General features: G+C 66.9%; 13 protein-coding genes and 1 pseudogene. 6 read left to right on the forward strand and 8 right to left on the reverse strand.

The genetic code is table 11. From position 1 onward, the window contains the following. Positions 1-180: 180 nt before the first annotated feature. A complete protein-coding gene (locus A5686_RS23050; protein ID WP_067939108.1) occupies positions 181-960 on the reverse strand; it encodes a hypothetical protein in 780 nt (259 codons plus the stop codon). A 278-nt stretch (positions 961-1,238) separates the two neighbouring features. Between A5686_RS23050 and A5686_RS23055 the strand changes: the two genes are divergently transcribed. After that, complete coding sequence (locus A5686_RS23055) at positions 1,239-3,257, forward strand: MFS transporter (RefSeq protein WP_067939111.1); 2,019 nt, start codon at positions 1,239-1,241, stop codon at positions 3,255-3,257. Between the two features lie 4 nt (positions 3,258-3,261). On the opposite strand, the gene A5686_RS23060 is transcribed toward A5686_RS23055, so the two are convergent. Further along, complete coding sequence (locus A5686_RS23060; RefSeq protein WP_067939114.1) at positions 3,262-6,678, reverse strand: TM0106 family RecB-like putative nuclease; 3,417 nt, start codon at positions 6,676-6,678, stop codon at positions 3,262-3,264. Between the two features lie 60 nt (positions 6,679-6,738). Beyond that, complete coding sequence (locus tag A5686_RS23065; RefSeq protein ID WP_067939564.1) at positions 6,739-7,329, reverse strand: LppP/LprE family lipoprotein; 591 nt, start codon at positions 7,327-7,329, stop codon at positions 6,739-6,741. A gap of 220 nt (positions 7,330-7,549) precedes the next feature. On the opposite strand from A5686_RS23065, the gene A5686_RS23070 reads away from it, so the two are divergent. Together A5686_RS23070 and A5686_RS23075 are read left to right on the forward strand one after the other, a co-directional pair. Next, complete coding sequence (locus tag A5686_RS23070; protein WP_067939116.1) at positions 7,550-9,253, forward strand: DEAD/DEAH box helicase; 1,704 nt, start codon at positions 7,550-7,552, stop codon at positions 9,251-9,253. Then, a complete protein-coding gene (locus A5686_RS23075; protein WP_067939119.1) occupies positions 9,250-10,401 on the forward strand; it encodes an acyltransferase in 1,152 nt (383 codons plus the stop codon). The genes A5686_RS23070 and A5686_RS23075 overlap by 4 nt, the downstream gene beginning before the upstream one ends. Before the next feature lie 208 nt (positions 10,402-10,609). Here A5686_RS23075 and A5686_RS23080 read toward each other — a convergent pair whose 3' ends face one another. The 4 genes and pseudogenes from A5686_RS23080 to A5686_RS23095 form a co-directional block, all read right to left on the reverse strand. Further along, positions 10,610-11,185 (reverse strand): TetR/AcrR family transcriptional regulator, encoded by a 576-nt coding sequence (locus tag A5686_RS23080; RefSeq protein WP_067939121.1) that lies wholly within the window; start codon positions 11,183-11,185, stop codon positions 10,610-10,612. After that, positions 11,185-12,426 (reverse strand): cytochrome P450, encoded by a 1,242-nt coding sequence (locus A5686_RS23085; protein ID WP_197520673.1) that lies wholly within the window; start codon positions 12,424-12,426, stop codon positions 11,185-11,187. The genes A5686_RS23080 and A5686_RS23085 overlap by 1 nt, the downstream gene beginning before the upstream one ends. Before the next feature lie 142 nt (positions 12,427-12,568). Further along, positions 12,569-13,936: an FAD-binding oxidoreductase gene (locus tag A5686_RS23090; protein ID WP_067939127.1), complete on the reverse strand. Its 1,368-nt coding sequence runs from the start codon at positions 13,934-13,936 to the stop codon at positions 12,569-12,571. A gap of 9 nt (positions 13,937-13,945) precedes the next feature. After that, a pseudogene (locus A5686_RS23095) lies at positions 13,946-15,193 on the reverse strand (MFS transporter). A 60-nt stretch (positions 15,194-15,253) separates the two neighbouring features. Between A5686_RS23095 and A5686_RS23100 the strand changes: the two are divergent. The 3 genes from A5686_RS23100 to A5686_RS23110 are packed head-to-tail and all read left to right on the forward strand — an operon-like array spanning position 15,254 to position 18,294. Further along, a complete protein-coding gene (locus tag A5686_RS23100; RefSeq protein ID WP_067939130.1) occupies positions 15,254-16,081 on the forward strand; it encodes a uracil-DNA glycosylase in 828 nt (275 codons plus the stop codon). Next, entirely contained in the window at positions 16,078-17,208 is a 1,131-nt protein-coding gene (locus tag A5686_RS23105; protein WP_067939131.1) for an FAD-binding protein, read from the forward strand. The genes A5686_RS23100 and A5686_RS23105 overlap by 4 nt, the downstream gene beginning before the upstream one ends. A 54-nt stretch (positions 17,209-17,262) precedes the next feature. Next, positions 17,263-18,294, forward strand: a complete 1,032-nt coding sequence (locus A5686_RS23110; protein WP_067939133.1) for an LLM class flavin-dependent oxidoreductase — start codon at positions 17,263-17,265, stop codon at positions 18,292-18,294. Positions 18,295-18,368: 74 nt separating this feature from the next. Here A5686_RS23110 and A5686_RS23115 read toward each other — a convergent pair whose 3' ends face one another. After that, a complete protein-coding gene (locus A5686_RS23115) occupies positions 18,369-18,803 on the reverse strand; it encodes an HIT family protein (protein WP_067939566.1) in 435 nt (144 codons plus the stop codon). Positions 18,804-18,869: the final 66 nt, after the last annotated feature.

Genomic DNA, 18,869 nt, shown 5'->3' on the forward strand with positions numbered 1-18,869 from the left:
GCAGTTCGCCTCAATCCTTCTGTTCCGCAAGCGCATTCCCGCGGCGCTTGCACCCTTGTCGGCCCCGGACGACCGAACGCCTCACACCCATGGCGGTACCCATTGTTTCCGCCCTATAAAGGCTAACCTTTCGCCGCCGATCCGCCAGGTTGACCGAGGGAACAGGCAGACGGCCGCGCGCTAGCCGGCTTCGTGAATCGGAGGCACCAAGTGCAGCGCGCGGGGCCAGCGCGCGGGCGGAGCGCCGAACGCCCGGTTGGTGTTACGGGTCATCTTCTTGCCGGCCAGATAGTTGCCGATGGCGCCCACCACGATGCCGATGCCGACCGGCAACAGTTTGCCGAACAACAGGGCGCCGCGCCGCAAGGTGTACTTCCGGACCCACGACTTGAGCAGCCGTGAGTTCAGCTTCGACATCGACGACAGCGGCAGGGCGGCCAGGCTCTCGGAGACCCAACCGCCGCTGGTGCGGCGCGGACCGATCAGCTGGGCGACGGCGCGCTCGCTGTTGTCGCCGACGAGGACCGCCAGCACCAGCGCGCGGCGGCGTTCCCGGTGATCGGCCGGGATGTCGTAAACCACCGCCACCGCCAATACGAAGAACGCGGTGGCCTCCAGGAACGTCACCGTTTCCGCGGCTGCCGCGGACAGGGCGCTGATTGTGCCGATGCCGGGGACGGTTGCGGCGGCCCCCACGGCAACGCCGCCGGCGGTCACAATGGCCAGGTATCTCTTCTGCAGCTTGGCCAGGATCTCCGCCGGGCTGGCGTTCGGATTCGCGTTGCGCAGCCGGGTCACATAGGCCTCGGCGGCCGGGCCCTGCAGCCACGAGCTCCGCTCGATGACCTGCGCCAATGCCCGCGCCGACATTTTCGGTCGACCGTTGCCGGCGGTCGGCTGCTGTTTCGCGTCGGACATGGTGAAGAACCGGTTCGGCGACCTTTTCCGTCGACCCCGCATATTGTCTCTCCTGCAAACGGCGTTCCCCCAGGCTAACGTGCCCGCGGCAAATCCTGACGCGTTATGCACCCTGACCGGGTCCTTGGCTGCCGGCCCTATTGCCTCACCGGGAATAATGCAGGCTGGATGTCTGCGACGGTCCGGGCCGTCGGCCGGTCCTCATCCTGTTTACCGCGCAGCGCGCGTGGTGTATCTGCGTGGGTGGGACCAGTCGACGAGCCGCGCCGATACGGCTGAACAGCAGCGGGTGGGCGCGAAACCGAAACGAGGTGGGGTGGATGACGACGGCTACGCCCCGCACGCCCGGGAGGCGCGCGGCATCGGGGCCGGCCCGGGCCGCCAACCGCTGGGACTTTTTCACCCGAAGCTCGCAGCAGTCGCAGAATCCTTGGAACCCGCTGTGGGCCATGATGATCGGCTTTTTCATGATCATGGTCGACTCGACCATCGTCGCCATCGCGAACCCGACCATCATGGCCAGCTTGCGCATCGGCTACGACACCGTCGTCTGGGTGACCAGCGCCTACCTGCTGGGCTACGCGGTCGTGTTGCTGGTAGCCGGGCGCCTCGGTGACCGGTTCGGTCCCAAGAACCTCTACCTGATCGGGCTGGTCGTATTCACCGTTTCCTCGGTGTGGTGCGGGTTGGCCAGCAGTGCCGCGGTCCTGATCGCGGCACGCGTCGTACAGGGCGTCGGCGCGGGGCTGCTCACGCCGCAGACCCTGTCGACCATCACCCGGATTTTCCCGTCGGAGCGCCGCGGTGTCGCGGTGAGCCTGTGGGGCGCCACTGCCGGTGTCGCCAGCCTGGTGGGCCCGCTGGCCGGCGGTGTCCTGGTCGACGGGCTGGGCTGGAAGTGGATCTTCTTCGTCAACGTCCCCATCGGTGTCATCGGCCTGGTGTTGGCGTATTGGCTGATTCCGGTGCTGCCCACCCAGTCGCATCGTTTCGACCTGATCGGGGTCGCGCTGTCTGGTGCCGGCATCTTCCTGATCGTATTCGGGTTGCAGCAGGGGCAGGCCGCGCACTGGCAACCCTGGATCTGGGCGTTGATAGTCGCTGGCGTCGGGTTGATGACGGCCTTCGCGTTCTGGCAGTCGCTGAACGCCGACGAGCCGCTGATTCCCTTGGCGATCTTCGGTGACCGAGATTTCACCCTGTGCAACGTCGGGGTCGCCATCATCTCGTTCACCGCGACGGCCATGATGCTGCCGCTGACTTTCTACGCCCAGGCCGTGTGCGGGCTCTCACCGACGCGCTCGGCGCTGCTGATCGCACCGATGGCGATTGCGAATGGCGTTTTCGCGCCGTTCGTCGGCAGGCTCGTCGACAAGTACCATCCGCAGCCCGTGCTCGGCTTCGGCTTCTCGATGCTGGCCATCGCGCTGACCTGGATCACCTTCGAGATGTCACCGACGACACCGATCTGGCGGCTGGTGTTGCCGTTCTTCGCGATGGGGGTCGGGATGGCGTTCGTGTGGTCGCCGCTGACCGCCACCGCGACGCGTAACCTGCCGGCGCATTTGGCCGGCGCGGGCTCGGCGGTATACAACTCCGTGCGCCAGCTCGGTGCTGTGCTCGGCAGCGCCGGTATGGCCGCGTTCATGACGTGGCGGATAAGCGATGAGATGCCGCGGCAGCCGTCCGGCGAGGCCACCGGCGAGGACACGCTCACCTTGCAGTTGCCCGGGTTCCTTCGCGAACCGTTCGCGGCCGCGATGTCGCAATCGGTGCTGCTGCCGGCGTTCATCGCGCTGTTCGGGATCATCACCGCACTGTTCCTGGTGGGCTTCGCGCCGTGGGCGGGCAAGGGCGATAACGGGGGTGGCGACGATCCCCTCGGGCCCGACGACGGCGTGATCGACGACGACTACGACGACGACCAGTACGTAGAGTTGGTCCTGGTGCGCGAGCCCGACGCACGGTGGGGAAGCCATCCGCAGCCGCCCCGGCAGCGAATTGATCGTCCGCAACCGGCGCCCACCGGAGTGCCGCGCCGTGACCCCGCCGATTCGTGGCGCACGTCGCTCGGCGATTCCGCTGCGGCGTTTGAACCAATCGGCTACGCCCACAACGGGTCTCACGTGGACAACGGCAAACGCCTTCGCCAGGTGGCGGTGCGGCGCCCGCCCAAATCCCTCCCGCCCGGTGATCGGCTCACTAGGCCGCCACGCCGCCAGGTCAACGGCTCGGGGAGCCGGTACTTCCCCGAAGGCGAATCGCTGCGAGGTCAGCATCACCGCTCCGATCCCGATGACGACCCCACCGGTTCGGGCCGGCACTCGTCGACCGGCTAGGCGGTCACCGCAGATCGCGCTGGGTGAGCGCCAGGAAGGCGCCCAAATCGATCAGGCCCGCGGGTGTGGCGGGCAGATACTCCGTCAGCGACGGGGAGCGCACGACCACGGCCGCGTACTGGGCGCGGCTTACCGCGACGTTGAGCCGGTTCCTGTTGAGCAGGAAGGACATTCCGCGGGGCACCGCGTCCACGGATGACACTGTCATCGAGATGTAGACCACCGGCGCCTGTGCGCCCTGGAACTTGTCGACCGTCCCCACCCGCACTCCGGCGAGCCCCGCGGCGGTCAACCGATGACGTAGCAGCGCGACCTGGGCGTTGTAGGGCGCCAGCACCAACACATCGGTGGCGGCCAACCCCCTTGTGCCGTGTTCGTCGGTCCACGCCGCGCCGAGCAGCTGGTTGATCTCGGCGGCGATCGCATCGGCCTCCTCGGGACTTTCGGTCGAATTGCCTTGATGCTCAACCGAAAGCAGTTTCACACCGGGTTGACATCCGTCGAGGCGGCGGGCGGCGGTGCACTCATGCGAATGCAGCCTGTCCTCGTAGGAGAGCGCCGAAACCGCTGCGCAGACGGCCGGGTGCATGCGGTAGGTGAGGTTTAGGAAGTAACCGCGTTCGTCGGACAGGGTGCGCTGGCCGTCGACCAGCCAGTCCAGCGCGGAAACGTCTACCGGCTCGGGATGAGTGCCCTGGCTGACCTGCGGCAACTGCTGAGGATCTCCGAGCAGCAACAGGTTTGCGGCGGACGGGGCCACGGCGATGGTGTTGGCCAGACAGAACTGGCCTGCTTCGTCGATTACCAGGAGATCTAGGCTTCCCGGCGGCACCCGATTGGCGTTGGCGAAATCCCATGCCGTTCCGCCGATCACGCATCCCGGGGTGTCAGCGAGGAACGCGGCGTAGGCGCCGCCGTCAATCTCCCGCCAGCGCGGGGCTCGGTGGTCGTTGCGCTTCTTCGCGATCCGTTGCGGATCCAGACCGGCATCGATTACACAGTCCAGCAGGTTTTCCACGGTGGCGTGCGACTGCGCGATCACACCCACCTGCCAGCCATGCTCGGTGACCAGGTCGTGGATTACCCGCGCCGCGGTGTGCGTCTTGCCGGTGCCCGGCGGACCGTGCACTGCCAGGTATGACGAATCCAGATCGAGTAGCGCGGCGGTGATATCGGCGACAATGTCGTCGCTACGGGGGAGGGGAGTGCCGCCCCGCGCGCGGGGCGCGCCCCGCAGCAGCACGTCGATGATCGCGCTGCGCGGCAGTTGCGGCAATCCGGCCGCCACCCCGGCCGCGGTTGCCTCGATTGACTCCCGTAGCGCCGTCGTCGGGATGGGCGGACCTGGAGTCAGCGCGAACGGCAACTGGTGAAAAGTCTTGCCATCGGCGCCAACTCGTTCGAGTACCACCACTTCGGTGGGGACCGCTGGATCGTCGGCCTCAATGACCGAGACCCGCCCGGCCGCCCGCCGGTCGGGGCTCTCGGTCATGCCGGGCGGGGCCGGAGGGTGGTAGAGGGCAAAGACATCGCTCTTCAAGTCGCCGCGCGCCAGTTCGCCGCGCAGTTGCAGCCGCCGCTGCGGTTTACGCGCGCGTGGTGGCGTGTGCCAGTCGACGCTGACCGACGCGTGCTCGACGACGAACACGTCGGTGTCATCCGCCCACTCGTCGATGGGAAAGTTCAACCGGTCGAAGTGCGCCCACCAGAAGGGCTTGTCCTCGCGCCGGTGGTAGCCGCGCGCCGCGGCCAGTAGCCCTACGGCCGTCTGCTGGGGGGTGCGGACGTCGACGCCGGCGGCTCCCGTAAACCTCGACAACGTCACCGCCAGTTGGTCGCGGTCGTCGACAGTGTTGCCGTCGGCCACGGGCTGAGCGCCGATCGGTACCACGCCGGATTCGTAGGCGCGCAACATCAACCAATTCCGCAATTCCTGGGTCGAGCGGCAGTCGTAGTGGTTGTAGTCCTCGATCTCCTTGAGCACCGATGCGGCCTCGTCGCCGCGGCCGTCTGCCTGCAGTTCGCAGTATCGTGCGTAGGAGGTGATCGAACCGGTGGCCGTGGTCACGTCACCCACGCGCAGTTGAGCCCCCATGTAGAGAGGCTCTAGCGCCTTGAGACTGAATGACTCCGCACCCACCCGAATGCTCCTGCGCACCAACGGGTAAAGATCGACCAGCGTGCCGCTGCGCAGTAGTTCGTCGACTTCGTCCTCGCCCACTCCATAGCGACCGGCCAGTCGCAGCAGCGCGCTCTTCTCGTATGGCGCGTAGTGGTAGATGTGCATGTTGGGGCGGCGCTTGCGGCGCTTGGCCACCAGCGCCAAGAACTCGATCAGCGCCTTGCGTTCGTCGGCCCGGTTGTGCGCCCACAGCGGGCGAAACTTGCCCATCGGGCCTGCTTCCAAAACACCGAACAGATATTCCAGGCCCCATTCACGTCCATCGGTGGTCCACAGCGGGTCGCCCTCGAAGTCGAAGAACAGGTCCCCTGGGTCGGGCTCGGGTAGCAGGGCCAGCGGTTGCGGATCGATGACCTGGACCTGTGGGACGCCGGTTTCACGTTGGCGGACTTGTAGTTTGGCCTGGATAGCGAGTTTGTTCAGCACGCTGGTCGCCAGTCCAGGCACTGGTCCGCGAAGATCGGCCAGGTCGGCGACGGTGCTGATGCCGGCATCAAAGAGCTTGTCGCGCTGGCTTACTCGCAAACCGGCCACCAGCAGCACGTCGTCGGCCGCCCGCAGCTGCTCGAGGCACAGCGGGCAGTGAAAGCAGGCGGCCACGCCCTCGTCGTCCCAGCGAACCGCGGCGCCGCCCGCGTAGTGCTCATCGAGGAGGCGCTGCAGGCGGGCGCGCTGCGAGCGGTACACCGGGATCAGGTCGCGAACCCGGTGCCGCACCGTGGTTCCATCGCCAAGGCGCAGCTCGGCCTCCGCAGCGACCGGGATGCCCGCGGCGGCCAACGCGTCGGCGTAGGCGGCCAGTTGCAACAGCGCGGTTACCTTAGCTGAGCGGGCCAGTTTGGTGTCCACGACCCGGTACCGTTCGTTCTCGCGCACCAGGAAGTCTGCGAAGCCGACGAAGCGGCCGTCGAACATGGCGGCTTGATACACCACGGGAGCGTGGTTGGCGACGGCGCGCCGAGTGGCGTCGGCGGCCGCCGCTAGGCCCGCGGGCGTGTAGGCCGGGCGGCCGATGATCGCGACGGCCGGCCCGTACCGGTCGCGCAGCGACGCGAGTTCGCGTCGCTCGTGTTCGCTACCGAGGTCAGCCGTCCGCGTGAGCAGTTCGTCCTCGACGGTGACGGGAGCGGGACCGCGGCCCAGCTTCGCGTCGAACTCCCGTAGTAGTGCGAATTCGCAGCGGGCGGCGGCGGCCAGATCCGATGCGCTGTACACGATGCTGTCGCCGGAGACCAACACTGGAGCCACTGTAGGTCAGCGCTCCGACAACAGGGCCGTGCCGGGCGGGCGTGCCCCGGATCAGTGCGCGGGGGTGTTGCCGATCAGTTCGACCGCGTTGCCGTTCCAGTGGAATTTCACATCGGTGTTCAGGCCCTTGATCCCGCTGGGATAGGTCAGTGCCACGGTGTCGCCCGTCGTTTGCGCCGCGTCGACGCCGTTGAATCCATAGGTGTCGGGCACGCCCTGCGGGATGAATTGGCCGAGGTGGAACAGCACTGCGCGGGTGGTCGGACTCACTGCGTTGGTGTTGGCCTTGACGATGATCGCGGACAGCTGCGCGCACTGGTTGTAGTTGCCCGCCAGCGGTTCGGGGCTCCAGGGCTGCTGACTGCGCGGATCGCGAGGCAGCTCGGAGACCACCTTCGCGATGATGGGCGAGGCGAGGTTGACCGCGCAGGGATCAAGCGGAGGGGCGTTGCCGGGTGGCGCGGCCGCCGGGAGGGTGGCCGGAGCCGTGACGGACGCGGCAAAAGTGGTTCTGGCCTGGGGCGTCTTGGCGACGGTGGAGTCCCCCGAACCGCAGCCCGTCAGCGTGACGGCGAGTAGAACGACAGCGGCCGAGCCGGTCAGTGGCTCGGTACGACATGGCAACGACCACACATCGGGCACCGTACCTTCATGGGGTCCGCGGCTGCGGCAGGCACGGCCGGGTGTGCCGGCGATCACCCGCAGCGCTCAACTCCGTTGAGCTCGCGATCACCACGGGGCCGTCTGGTGGTGACCCGCAGCGCTCAACTCCGTTGAGCTCGGATCACCACGGGGCCGTCTGGTGGTGACCCGCAGCGCTCAACTCCGTTGAGCTCGCGATCACCACTAGACTCCTTGGACGATGACCCCCTCGGACAGCTCGACTGAAGCTGCCTTACCGACGTTTGCCGACCTGCAGATCAATCCCTCGGTCTTGCGGGCGATCGCCGACGTCGGCTATGAGTCGCCCACCGGCATTCAGGCGGCGACGATTCCGGCGCTGATGGCGGGCTCCGACGTCGTCGGGCTGGCCCAGACCGGCACTGGCAAGACCGCCGCGTTCGCGATCCCGATCCTGTCCAAGATCGACGTCACCAGCTCCGCCACCCAGGCGCTGGTGCTCGCCCCCACCCGGGAACTGGCCCTGCAGGTGGCCGAGGCGTTCAGCCGGTACGGGGCGCACCTGCCCAAGATCAACGTGCTGCCGATCTACGGCGGCTCCTCCTACAGCGTGCAGCTGGCCGGGCTGCGCCGCGGGGCACACGTAGTGGTCGGCACCCCGGGCCGGGTCATCGACCACCTCGAGCGCGGGACGCTGGATCTGTCCCACGTCGACTACCTGGTGCTTGACGAGGCCGACGAGATGCTCACGATGGGATTCGCCGAGGAAGTCGATCGCATACTGTCCGAAACCCCCGAGTACAAACAGGTGGCGTTGTTCTCCGCGACCATGCCGCCGGCGATTCGCAAGATCACCACCAAGTACCTACACGATCCGCTCGAGGTCAGCACCAAAGCGAAAACCGCCACCGCCGAGAACATTTCGCAGCGTTACATCCAGGTCGCCGGTCCGCGCAAGATGGACGCGCTCACACGGGTTCTGGAAGTCGAGCCGTTCGAGGCGATGATCGTCTTCGTCAGGACCAAACAGGCCACCGAGGAAGTCGCGGAAAAGTTGAGGGCCCGAGGCTTTTCCGCGGCCGCCATCAACGGCGACATCCCGCAAGCCCAGCGCGAGCGCACCGTCGCCGCATTGAAAGACGGCAGCATCGACATCCTGGTCGCCACCGACGTGGCCGCGCGCGGACTGGACGTGGAGCGGATATCGCACGTGCTGAACTACGACATCCCGCACGACACCGAGTCTTACGTGCACCGGATCGGGCGCACCGGTCGGGCCGGTCGCTCGGGAACCGCGCTGCTGTTCGTTTCCCCCCGCGAGCGCCACCTGCTGAAGGCGATCGAAAAGGCCACGCGGCAAACGCTCACCGAAACAGAATTACCCACCGTCGAGGATGTCAACGCGCAACGGGTGGCCAAATTCGCAGATTCCATCACCACGGCGCTGGGTTCACCCGGAATCGACCTGTTCCGCAAGTTGGTCCAGGATTACGAACGCGAGCACGACACCCCGATGGCCGACATCGCTGCCGCACTGGCCCTGCAATCCCGCGACGGTGAAGAATTCCTGATGGCGCCCGAACCGCCACCGGAGCGCCGCGAGCGGCGCACCGAGCGACGTGACCGTCCCGAAAGACCAAGAAATGCACAGCCATTGGCCACCTACCGCATCGCGGTGGGCAAGCGGCACAAGATCGGTCCGGGCTCGATCGTCGGCGCCATCGCCAACGAGGGTGGGCTGCATCGCAGCGACTTCGGCCACATCGCGATCGGGCCGGATTACTCTTTGGTGGAGCTGCCCGCAAAGTTGGGCAAATCGACGTTGAAAAGGCTTGAGCAGACCCGGATCTCGGGCGTTTTGATCAACCTTCAGCCGGAGCGCTCATCCGCCAACAAGCCCCGCGGCCGAGACGGTGGCAAGCCGCGCAGGAAACACGGCGGATGACGCTGTCCGAAGAGCAAGACGCCCAGGGCGGGCTCGAGCAGACCTCCCGCGTCGACCGGGTCGCCTCGCTGACCGGAATCCGCGCGGTCGCAGCGCTCCTCGTTGTCGGCACCCACGCGGCCTACACCACCGGCAAATACACGCACGGGTATTGGGGTCTGGTCGGTTCCCGGATGGAGATCGGGGTGCCGATCTTCTTCGTGCTCTCCGGCTACCTGTTGTTTCGTCCGTGGGTTAAGTCGGCGGCCGAGAGCCGCGTTCCGCCGTCGTTGAGTCGCTATGCGTGGCACCGCGTTCGACGAATCATGCCGGCCTACGTGATTACCGTGTTATTCGCCTATGTGTTGTACCACTTCCGCGATGCCGGGCCGAACCCCGGACACAGCTGGCTGGGGCTGGCACGCAATCTGACGCTGACGCAGATCTACTGCGACGGTTACCTGGGCAAGTATCTGCACCAAGGGCTGACTCAGATGTGGAGCCTCGCGGTGGAGGGCTCGTTCTACGTCGTGCTGCCGCTGCTGGCATACCTGCTGCTGGTGGTGATTTGCCGACGGCAGTGGCAACCGAAACTCGTGCTGGGTGCCCTGGCGGCAATGGCGTTGATCAGCCCGGCGTGGCTGGTCCTGGTGCACACCGATCACTGGTTTCCCGACGGCGCGCGGCTGTGGCTGCCTACCTATTTGGCCTGGTTCCTTGCCGGCATGATGCTGACCGTGTTGCAGGAGATGCGGCTGCGCGCGTACGGGTTCGTGGCCATACCTCTTGCGGTGATCTGCTATTTCATCGTGTCCACGCCCATTGCCGGGGCGCCCACGACCTCCCCGGCGACAATGAGTGAAGCGTTGTTCAAGACGTGTTTCTATGCCGTCATCGCCGCACTTGCGGTGGCACCGCTGGCCCTGGGCGGCGCTCCAAGTATCCAAGGCTGGTATTCCCGAATACTGGCCAGCCGCCCGATGGTGTGGCTGGGAGAGATCTCCTACGAGATCTTCCTGATCCATCTGATCACCATGGAATTCGCGATGGACTACATCGTTGGCGCGCGCGTTTACACCGGCTCGATGCTGTACCTCTACGTGGCGACGGTGGTGGTGACCATCCCGTTGGCATGGCTGCTGCACCGGTTCACCCGCATCCGGGACTGAGTCGGCCGCCGCCCCGTCGGAGCACAGCCGGGCGCCGCGGTGCACCGTCCGTAACACCGACCCCGGGAGTCTCTGCGCGGCTGGAGAGGCGATTTGCCCGCCTCACAGCGACAACCTCGTTTACCGGCGTGACCAGCGGAAACAGGTTGTCGCTCGGAGGCGGGCACTTCCAACGATGGTCGCGGGCCGCCCGGCGTGACGCGCGGGCTTAGCCGCGGGCGGAAACCGGTGCGACGATCGGCAGGACGAATTCCTCAATCATCGCCCGCTCGTCGTCTTCGTCGCGACCCGGGTAGGTCAGCAGCGAGACGATCACCCGCACCGTCCAGCGGGCGCGGCGTTCGATGGCGGCGGGATCATCGGTTCCCAGCGAGTGCAAGAACGCCACCGCCAGGGCCGTGATCACGTCGGACTGCCCGGCCAGTTCGCCACCCACCGGCGGGCGGGAGGTGGCAAACCAGGATGCCAGCGCGGGGTTTTCGCGAACCATCCGCAACGTAACGAGGATGCTCGCGACCAGCCGTTCGCGTGGGTCTTCGATCTCGCCGGTGCGCGCGATGATTGCGCGGCCCAACCGGTGTGTTTCGCGGTGGATGTAGGCGGTGCGCAGCGCCTCGCGATTCTCGAAGTAGCGGTACAGCGTCGCTCGCGAGCAGCCTGCGGCCCTGGCGATTTCGTTCATGCCGATCGAATCCGAGTCGCGCTGCGTGTAGAGCCGCGCGGCGGCATCGAGGATCCGGTCGGCGGCCGCCTCGGTCCGGTGGGTTCCCAGCCAGTCGGGCATCAGGATTTCACTCGAATCGGCACCGACAGCGGACGACGGACGTAACTGCCACCGGCCCAGACGATGCCCGATTCGTCCACGTCGAAGTTCGGGCAGCGGGCCAACAGTTCGGTCAGCGCGACCCGGGATTGCATCCTGGCGGCGGCGGCGCCTAGGCAGTGGTGCGCGCCGTGGCTGAACGTCAGGATGTTGCGCGGGCAGCGGGTCACATCGAGTTCGTCGGCGTCCGAACCATATTGGCGTTCATCGCGGTTGGCTGAACCGTAGAGCAGCAACACCCTGCGCCCGGCCGGGATGGTGGTCTCACCTACGGTCACGTCGCGGGTCACAGTGCGGGCCAGTCCCTGGGCCGGCGCGGTCAGCCGCAGCAGCTCCTCGACCGCGTCGGGAATGCGGCCCGGGTTGTCGACCAGCAGCTGACGTTGGTCGGGTCGTTGATGCAGCAGCGGCATCGAGCCACCGAGCATGCCGGTGACGGTGTCGTTGCCCCCGGTGACCATGGTGAACGTGAACGCCAAAATCGACAGCGTGCCGGCGATGTCACCGTCGGCGCCGACGCCCGCGGCCACCAGGTGCGAGATCGTGTCGTCCTCGGGTTCGGTCCGGCGCCGCTCGATCAGTCCATTGAAGTAGGCCATCATCGAACCGACCGCATCGCCAACGGTTTGCAGTGCGCTCGCTACGCCGCCTTCGGCGGTGTTGGCCGCGACGATCGCCTGGGTCCAGCCGTCGAATTGGACCCAGTCCTCCTCCGGCACACCGAGATAGTGGGCGACCACCATCGACGGCAGTGGTTTGAACAGCTCCGTGACGATGTCGCCGCCGCCGGCCGAGCGCAACCCCTCGATGCGCTCAACGACGAACTCGCGGACCTTGGGTTCCACCGCCTCGACCTGCCGCGGCGTGAAGCCGCGCGAGACCAGCTTGCGGAACCGGGTGTGCACCGGCGGATCCTGCATCACAAACGGTGGATTATCTTGCAGCCCAATCATTTCCAGGTCGCCGTAGTTGACGGTCAACCCCTGTGCGGAGGAATAGGTTTCGTGGTCGCGTGCCGCGGCCCATACGTCGGCGTGCCGGGAAAGCACGTAGTAGTCATCTTCGGGATGGTTCGCCGGAACGACGTGGTGCACCGGATCGTGATCTCGCAAAGCGCGGTACATGGGCCACGGATTGGACCATGTGTCGGCAGTGGGCAGCTGAAACTTGACCGGTGCGTCGTGAGACATAACAGCAGCCATGTCTCATTCGTACGACAGCGGCGGCAATATGTCAACCGCCGTCGGAGAGAAATGTCCCGTGCAGCCCGCCCCCCGACACCATCCCCAGGCGGTCGGGCGCTGGGTACCGACTCCCTGACCATCGGGGCGCTCAGCGGTGAAACTAGATCCCCGACCCCGGGTTCAAAATGCCGTGCGGATCCAGCGCCTGCTTGATGCGCCGGTTAAGGTCCATCACGTCAGGGCCCAGATAGCCGGCCAGCCAGGGCCGCTTCAACCGGCCGACGCCGTGCTCGCCGGTGATGGTGCCGCCCAGCCCGACGGCCAGGTCCATGATCTCGCCGAACGCCAGGTGGGCGCGTTCGGTCATGTCGGCATCGGCGGGGTCATAGACGATCAACGGGTGGGTGTTGCCGTCGCCGGCGTGGGCGATCACCGAGATCATCAGGTCACGTTCGGCGGCGATGCGCGCGATCCCGGTGACCAGCTTGCCCAGTGCCGGAAGCGGCACCCCGACGTCTTCGAGCAACAACGAACCCTTGGCTTCGACGGCCGGGATGCACATTCGCCGTGCAACGACGAACGCCTCGCCCTCGTCGGGATCATCGGTCGAAAACACCTCCGTGGCAGCGTGTTCCGCGAAAACCTCGGCCATGATTTCGGCGTCCTCGCTGCCGGCGCGGCCGCGCTCGTCGGACCCGGCCACCAGCATGGCGGCCGCCCCGCGGTCCAAATCCATCCGCAGGGTGTCCTCGACGGCGTTGATCGCCGCCGAGTCCATGAACTCGAGCATGGAGGGGCGCAGCCGCGCGGTGACGCCGAGCACCGCCTCGACCGCGTCTTCGATGGTCGCGAAGCTGGCCACCACGATGCTGGACGCGTTCTGCTTGGGCACCAGCCGCAGCGTCACCTCCGTGACCACGCCGAGCGTGCCCTCGCTGCCGACGAACAGCTTCGTCAGCGAAAGGCCCGCGACGTCCTTGAGCCGTGGGCCGCCCAGCCGCACCGCGGTGCCGTCGGCGAGCACCACCTGCATGCCCAGCACGTAGTCGGTGGTGACGCCGTACTTCACGCAGCACAGCCCGCCGGCGTTGGTGGCGATATTGCCGCCGATGCTGCAGATTTCGAACGACGACGGATCCGGCGGATACCACAGGCCGTGCTCGGCGGCGGCCTTTTTCACCTCGGCGTTGAACAGCCCGGGTTGGCATACCGCGGTGCGGGTCACCGGGTCGATGGCGATGTCGCGCATCTTCTCGGTGGAAAGCACGATCCCGTTGTCCAGCGCGGTCGCTCCACCGGAGAGGCCGCTGCCGGCGCCGCGCGTCACCACGGGTACTCGATGTGCGGCGGCCCAGCGCAGCACAGTCTGCACCTCTTCGGTGCGCCGCGGCCGCACCACGGCCAGCGGCTTGCCGGCCGACGGGTCGAAGGCGCGGTCCTGGCGATAGCCCTCGGTCACCGTGGGGTCGGTGACGATCATCCCATCGGGCAGGTCAGCGATCAGGCTGGCCAGGGCGTCGGAGCTCACGGCCCGATACTAAGCCCCGCCTGACGGCCCCGAGTCTTCCGCGAACTCCGGCGCGCGGTCCAGTTCGTGTAGCAACGGCAGCCGGCAGGCGGCCAGGCCGATGAGCAGGATCGGTACCGCCAGCACCAAGAACGTGACCTTCAACCCGGCCGCGTCGGTCAGCGGCCCGGCCACCAGCAAGCCCAGCGGGCCTGCCGCGTAGGTCAACCCGGTCATCACCCCGACCACTCGGCCGCGCAGCCGATGCGGGGCCCGGGTCTGCATCATGTAGTTGTAGATCGGCTGGATCGGTCCGTAGACCACGCCGGTGACCGCGCACAGCACCAGGATCACCGGCTACGGCGGCAGGAACGCGAGCCCGACGGTCGCCGCCCCGAAGGTAAGGGTCGCCGTCAGCACAGCCGCGCGCCGTCGCAGACGTTTGGACAGCGCGGCATAGCCGAGCGCTCCCACCACACCACCGAACCCGATGGCCATCAACGCCCACCCCAGGTGCGCGGGTTGCTGGCGATCGGAGAAGTACTTCGGAAACAGCACGCTTTCCATCGGCAGGTAGAGCGCGGTGACGGCCAGGTCGATCAAGCCCAGCGTCCGCAGCACCCGCATATTCCAGACGAAGCGCAACCCTTCGGCGATGCCGGACATCCATCCGGGCCGGGACTCGCGCGCGGGCTTTCCAGCGCCTTCGAGCCGCAACGACCCGATCGTCAAGATGGACAGCCCGAACAGCCCCGCCGTCACCCACATCGTGTTGATGCCGCCGACGGTCGCGATCATCAGGCCCCCGAGGCCGGGGCCCACGATGAACCCCAAGTTGAGAATCGCCTCGTACATGCTGTTGGTGCGGGCCAGCGACCAGCCCGCGCGGGCGGCGGCCTCGGGCAGCATCGACTCGCGCGCCGTCGTTCCGGCCGGGTCGAAGGCGGCGGCGAAGAAGGCCAGGACGGCCAGCACCGCCAGGCTGAGCGCGTCTGCACCGAGGCCCCACGCGATCAGCGGGACCGCGGTCACCGCCGCTCCGGAGAACGAATCGGAGACCAGCGACACCCGGCGGCGTCCGAAGCGGTCGACCGCAGCGCCGGCGACGAGAGTGGATAGCACCAGCGGCAGCGTCATGGCCAGGGCCACGGCCGAGGCGTCGCGCGCGCTGTTGTGGTGCTGCAACGCCAGCCACGGGAACGCGACTATCGAGATGCCGCTACCCGCCGTCGCCATCAACGTGGCGAACAGGATCAGGAGTGCAGGGCCACTTTTCATGGGAATTCGCCGCTGAATGTATGCCAAAGCGCCGTTTGCAGCGACCGAATTTTTCGGCTCATGCAGGATGTTCATGTGCTCGCCCACCCCCGTACCGGCCAGGAGTTCAGCTCGCCGGTTGGCGCCGGCACCGGATGGCCAGGCGATCCGGCCACACCGCAGACACCGGTGGCAGCCGATGCCGAAGCCGTCGCCGAACTTGCCGAGCATGCCGCGTCAATCCCCGAAATCGATGCCCTGGTCAGCGTCTGCCGGGCCTGCCCGCGGTTGGTGAGCTGGCGCGAGGACGTGGCAGTCGTCAAACGCCGAGCGTTTGCCGACCAACCGTATTGGGGGCGGCCGGTACCCAGTTGGGGGTCGGCGCGGCCCCGGCTGCTGATCGTCGGGCTGGCGCCGGCCGCGCACGGCGCCAACCGCACGGGACGGATGTTCACCGGCGACCGCTCGGGCGATCAGTTGTACGCGGCGCTATACCGGGCCGGGCTGGTGAATCAACCGACCAGTGTCGACGCCGCGGATGGGTTGCAGACTAAGAAGATTCGCATCGTCGCGCCGGTGCGGTGCGCGCCTCCCGCCAACGCCCCGACGCCGGAGGAGCGCGACACCTGCTGGCCGTGGCTGCAGGCTGAGTGGCGGCTGGTGTCCGACGATGTTCGCGTGGTCGTGGCCCTGGGCGGATTCGGCTGGCAGATCGCGCTGCGGCTCCCGGGCACCTCGACCGGGCGCAAGCCCCGGTTCGGTCATGGCGTCGTCGCTGACCTGGCGCCCGGGGTGCGATTGCTCGGCTGCTACCACCCGAGCCAGCAAAACATGTTCACCGGTAGGTTGACTCCAGTGATGCTTGACGACGTCTTCCGCGAGGCAAAAGAACTGGCAGGGATCAAGTGACAGAGGTGCTGGTGTCCGGCGCCAGCGTGGCGGGCGCGGCGACGGCTTTTTGGCTTGAGCGGTATGGCTTTTCGGTGACCGTGGTCGAGCGGCACCGCGGGCCGAGGCCGGGCGGTCAGGCGATCGACGTGCGGGGACCGGCGCTGACTGTGCTCGAGCGGATGGGGCTGTTGGGCGCCGCGCAGAAGCGCCGAACGCAAATCCGGGGCTCCTCCGTCGTGGACCGCGATGGCAACGAATTGTCCCGGGACACCGAGGCGACACCCACCGGTGGGCCCATCGATAGCCCCGACATCGAGCTGCTGCGCGACGACTTGGTCGAATTGCTTTACGGCGCAAGCCAATGGAGGGCCGAATACCTCTTTGACGACACCATCACCGCCGTGGACGACGATGGCGCCGCCGTCCACGTCACCTTCGAGCGGGCAGCGCCGCGCAGTTTCGACCTTGTCATCGGCGCGGACGGATTGCACTCCAACGTGCGGCGTCTGATCTTCGGACCGGAAGAAAATTTCATCGAGAAGCTGGGGACGCACGCGGCGATTTTCACCGTGCCCAACTTCTTGGATCTGGACTACTGGCAGACGTGGCACTACGGCGACTCCACCATGGCGGGGGTCTACAGCGCGCGTAACAACGCCGAGGCGCGGGCGATGTTGGGTTTCATGGAAACCGATCTGCGGATCGACTACCGCGACGTCGAGGCCCAATTCGCCGAACTGGAGCGGCGGATGGCCGGTGACGGCTGGGTTCGTCCGCAACTGCTCGAGTACATGCGCAGCGCGCCGGACTTCTACTTCGACGAGATGTCACTGATCAAGATGGATCGCTGGTCGCGGGGCAGCGTGGCGCTGGTCGGCGACGCCGGGTATTGCTGTTCGCCCCTTTCAGGACAGGGGACCAGCGTTGCCCTGCTGGGCGCCTACATCCTGGCGGGTGAGCTCAAGGCCGCCACCCAGGGCGAAACGGTCGACCACGAAGCCGGCTTCGCCAACTATCACCGCGAGTTCAGCGACTATGTTAAGCGCAACCAGTGGCTGGTGGTGGACAACATTCCGGGCGGTGCGCCGATACCGCAAGAGGTATTCGACCGGATCGTCGCCTCGATCACGCTGAAGGACTACTGAGCCGGCCCGGCCCGCAGCGGGAACGTTTGTCGGCCCGCGTGCGTTGACTTTTCCGTGCGTCTTTCCGTCCTAGATCTCATTCCGGTGCGCACCGACCAGACGACTGGTGGCGCGCTGGCGGCCACGGTGCAGCTGGCGCAAGCCGCAGATCGGTTGGGTTTCACCCGCTACTGGGTCGCCGAGCATCACAACATGCCGTCGGTGGGTGCCACCAGCCCGCCAGTGGTGATCGCCTACCTGGCCGCGCAGACCTCGCAACTGCGGCTGGGCTCGGGTGGTGTGATGTTGCCCAACCACGCCCCGCTGGCCGTGGCCGAGCAGTTCGCGCTCCTAGAAGCCGCCGCCCCGGGCCGGATCGACCTCGGTATCGGCCGGGCGCCCGGATCCGATCCCGTGACGTCGTATGCGTTGCGCGGCGGTCGCGACGACCGCGACATCGAGAACTTCCCGGAATATCTCGACGACGTGGCGGCCCTGATGAGCGCTCGCGGCGTACGGGTTCCGTTGCGCTCGGGTAATTACACGCTCAAGGCCACCCCGGCCGCGGCCGGCGAACCGCGCCTGTGGCTGCTGGGATCGTCGATGTATTCGGCGCATCTGGCCGCCGCCAAAGGGCTGCCGTACGTGTTTGCGCATCACTTTTCCGGCAACGGAACCAAAGAAGCGCTTGAGGTCTACCGTTCGCGGTTCAGGCCGAGTGAGCTCGCCGCCGAGCCGTTGACGTTTCTGACGGTGAACGCGGCGGTGGCCGAAACCCGGGAAGAGGCAACGGCATTGATGTTGCCCAATCTGCAGATGATGGCCCGGCTGCGGACCGGGCAGCCGCTCGGGCCGGTGCCGCTGGTCGAGGAGGCGGCGGTCGCCGAGTTGACCGAACAACAACGACGGATCGTCGAAAGCGGTTTCAAGCGAGCCGTTTTGGGGACGCCGGCCGACGCCGCCGACCAGATCCGGGCACTGGCCGACCGCTTCGGCGTCGACGAAGTCATGGTGAACCCGGTGGCCTCGGCCCGCCGCGGTACCGATCCCCGTACTGCGCCGGGGCGGGTGGTGACGCTGGAGCTACTGGCGAAGGAATTGTTCTAGCCCTCGTTTGGTAGCGCGCCCGCTGAAGTGCTTCGGCGCGCGGCTAATCTTTCGTTGGGCGCCGAACGATAGGCTCAATCCGACTGACTCGCATCAATGCGGGTCAACGCGGTGCGCAGAATCTGGCCCGTGGCCTCCCGGTCGGGGTCGCGACGCAACAGCAATCCCTTGGCTACCGACAGCTTGTCGCCGTTGCGCCGGGGCAGCACGTGCAGGTGGATATGGAGCACGGTCTGGAAAGCGGCGCTGCCGTCGTTTATGGCGATGTTGGTAGCGTCGGCCAATTCGGTCGTGCGCGCGGCCCGGGCGATGCGTTGGCCCAGGGTCACCATCCCGGCCAGCGTTTCCGGCGCGGTATCGGTGAGATCGACGCTATGCCGTTTGGGCACCACCAACGTGTGACCTCGGGTGAACGGACGAACGTCGAGGATGGCCAGGTAGTCGTCGTTTTCATAGATCCGGATGGCCGGGGCCTCGCCAGCGACGATCGCACAGAACACGCAGGACATGTCGCCCACGGTACTGGTTGTTGCGTTCTAGCCACGCGAGACCAGTCTGGGGCCGCCACCAGCTTC

Source organism: Mycobacterium sp. E2479, from assembly GCF_001667925.1.
Classification (GTDB): Bacteria; Actinomycetota; Actinomycetes; order Mycobacteriales; family Mycobacteriaceae; genus Mycobacterium.

What these genes read in the sequence shown, in the direction of transcription:
- A5686_RS23075 (WP_067939119.1), top strand. Translation starts at nt 9,250, where the DNA reads ATGACGCTGTCCGAAGAGCAAGACGCCCAGGGCGGGCTCGAGCAGACC.
- A5686_RS23070 (WP_067939116.1), top strand. Translation starts at nt 7,550, where the DNA reads ATGACCCCCTCGGACAGCTCGACTGAAGCTGCCTTACCGACGTTTGCC.
- A5686_RS23050 (WP_067939108.1), bottom strand. Translation starts at nt 960, where the DNA reads ATGCGGGGTCGACGGAAAAGGTCGCCGAACCGGTTCTTCACCATGTCC.
- A5686_RS23100 (WP_067939130.1), top strand. Translation starts at nt 15,254, where the DNA reads ATGCAGGATGTTCATGTGCTCGCCCACCCCCGTACCGGCCAGGAGTTC.
- A5686_RS23115 (WP_067939566.1), bottom strand. Translation starts at nt 18,803, where the DNA reads ATGTCCTGCGTGTTCTGTGCGATCGTCGCTGGCGAGGCCCCGGCCATC.
- A5686_RS23085 (WP_197520673.1), bottom strand. Translation starts at nt 12,426, where the DNA reads ATGGCTGCTGTTATGTCTCACGACGCACCGGTCAAGTTTCAGCTGCCC.
- A5686_RS23055 (WP_067939111.1), top strand. Translation starts at nt 1,239, where the DNA reads ATGACGACGGCTACGCCCCGCACGCCCGGGAGGCGCGCGGCATCGGGG.
- A5686_RS23080 (WP_067939121.1), bottom strand. Translation starts at nt 11,185, where the DNA reads ATGCCCGACTGGCTGGGAACCCACCGGACCGAGGCGGCCGCCGACCGG.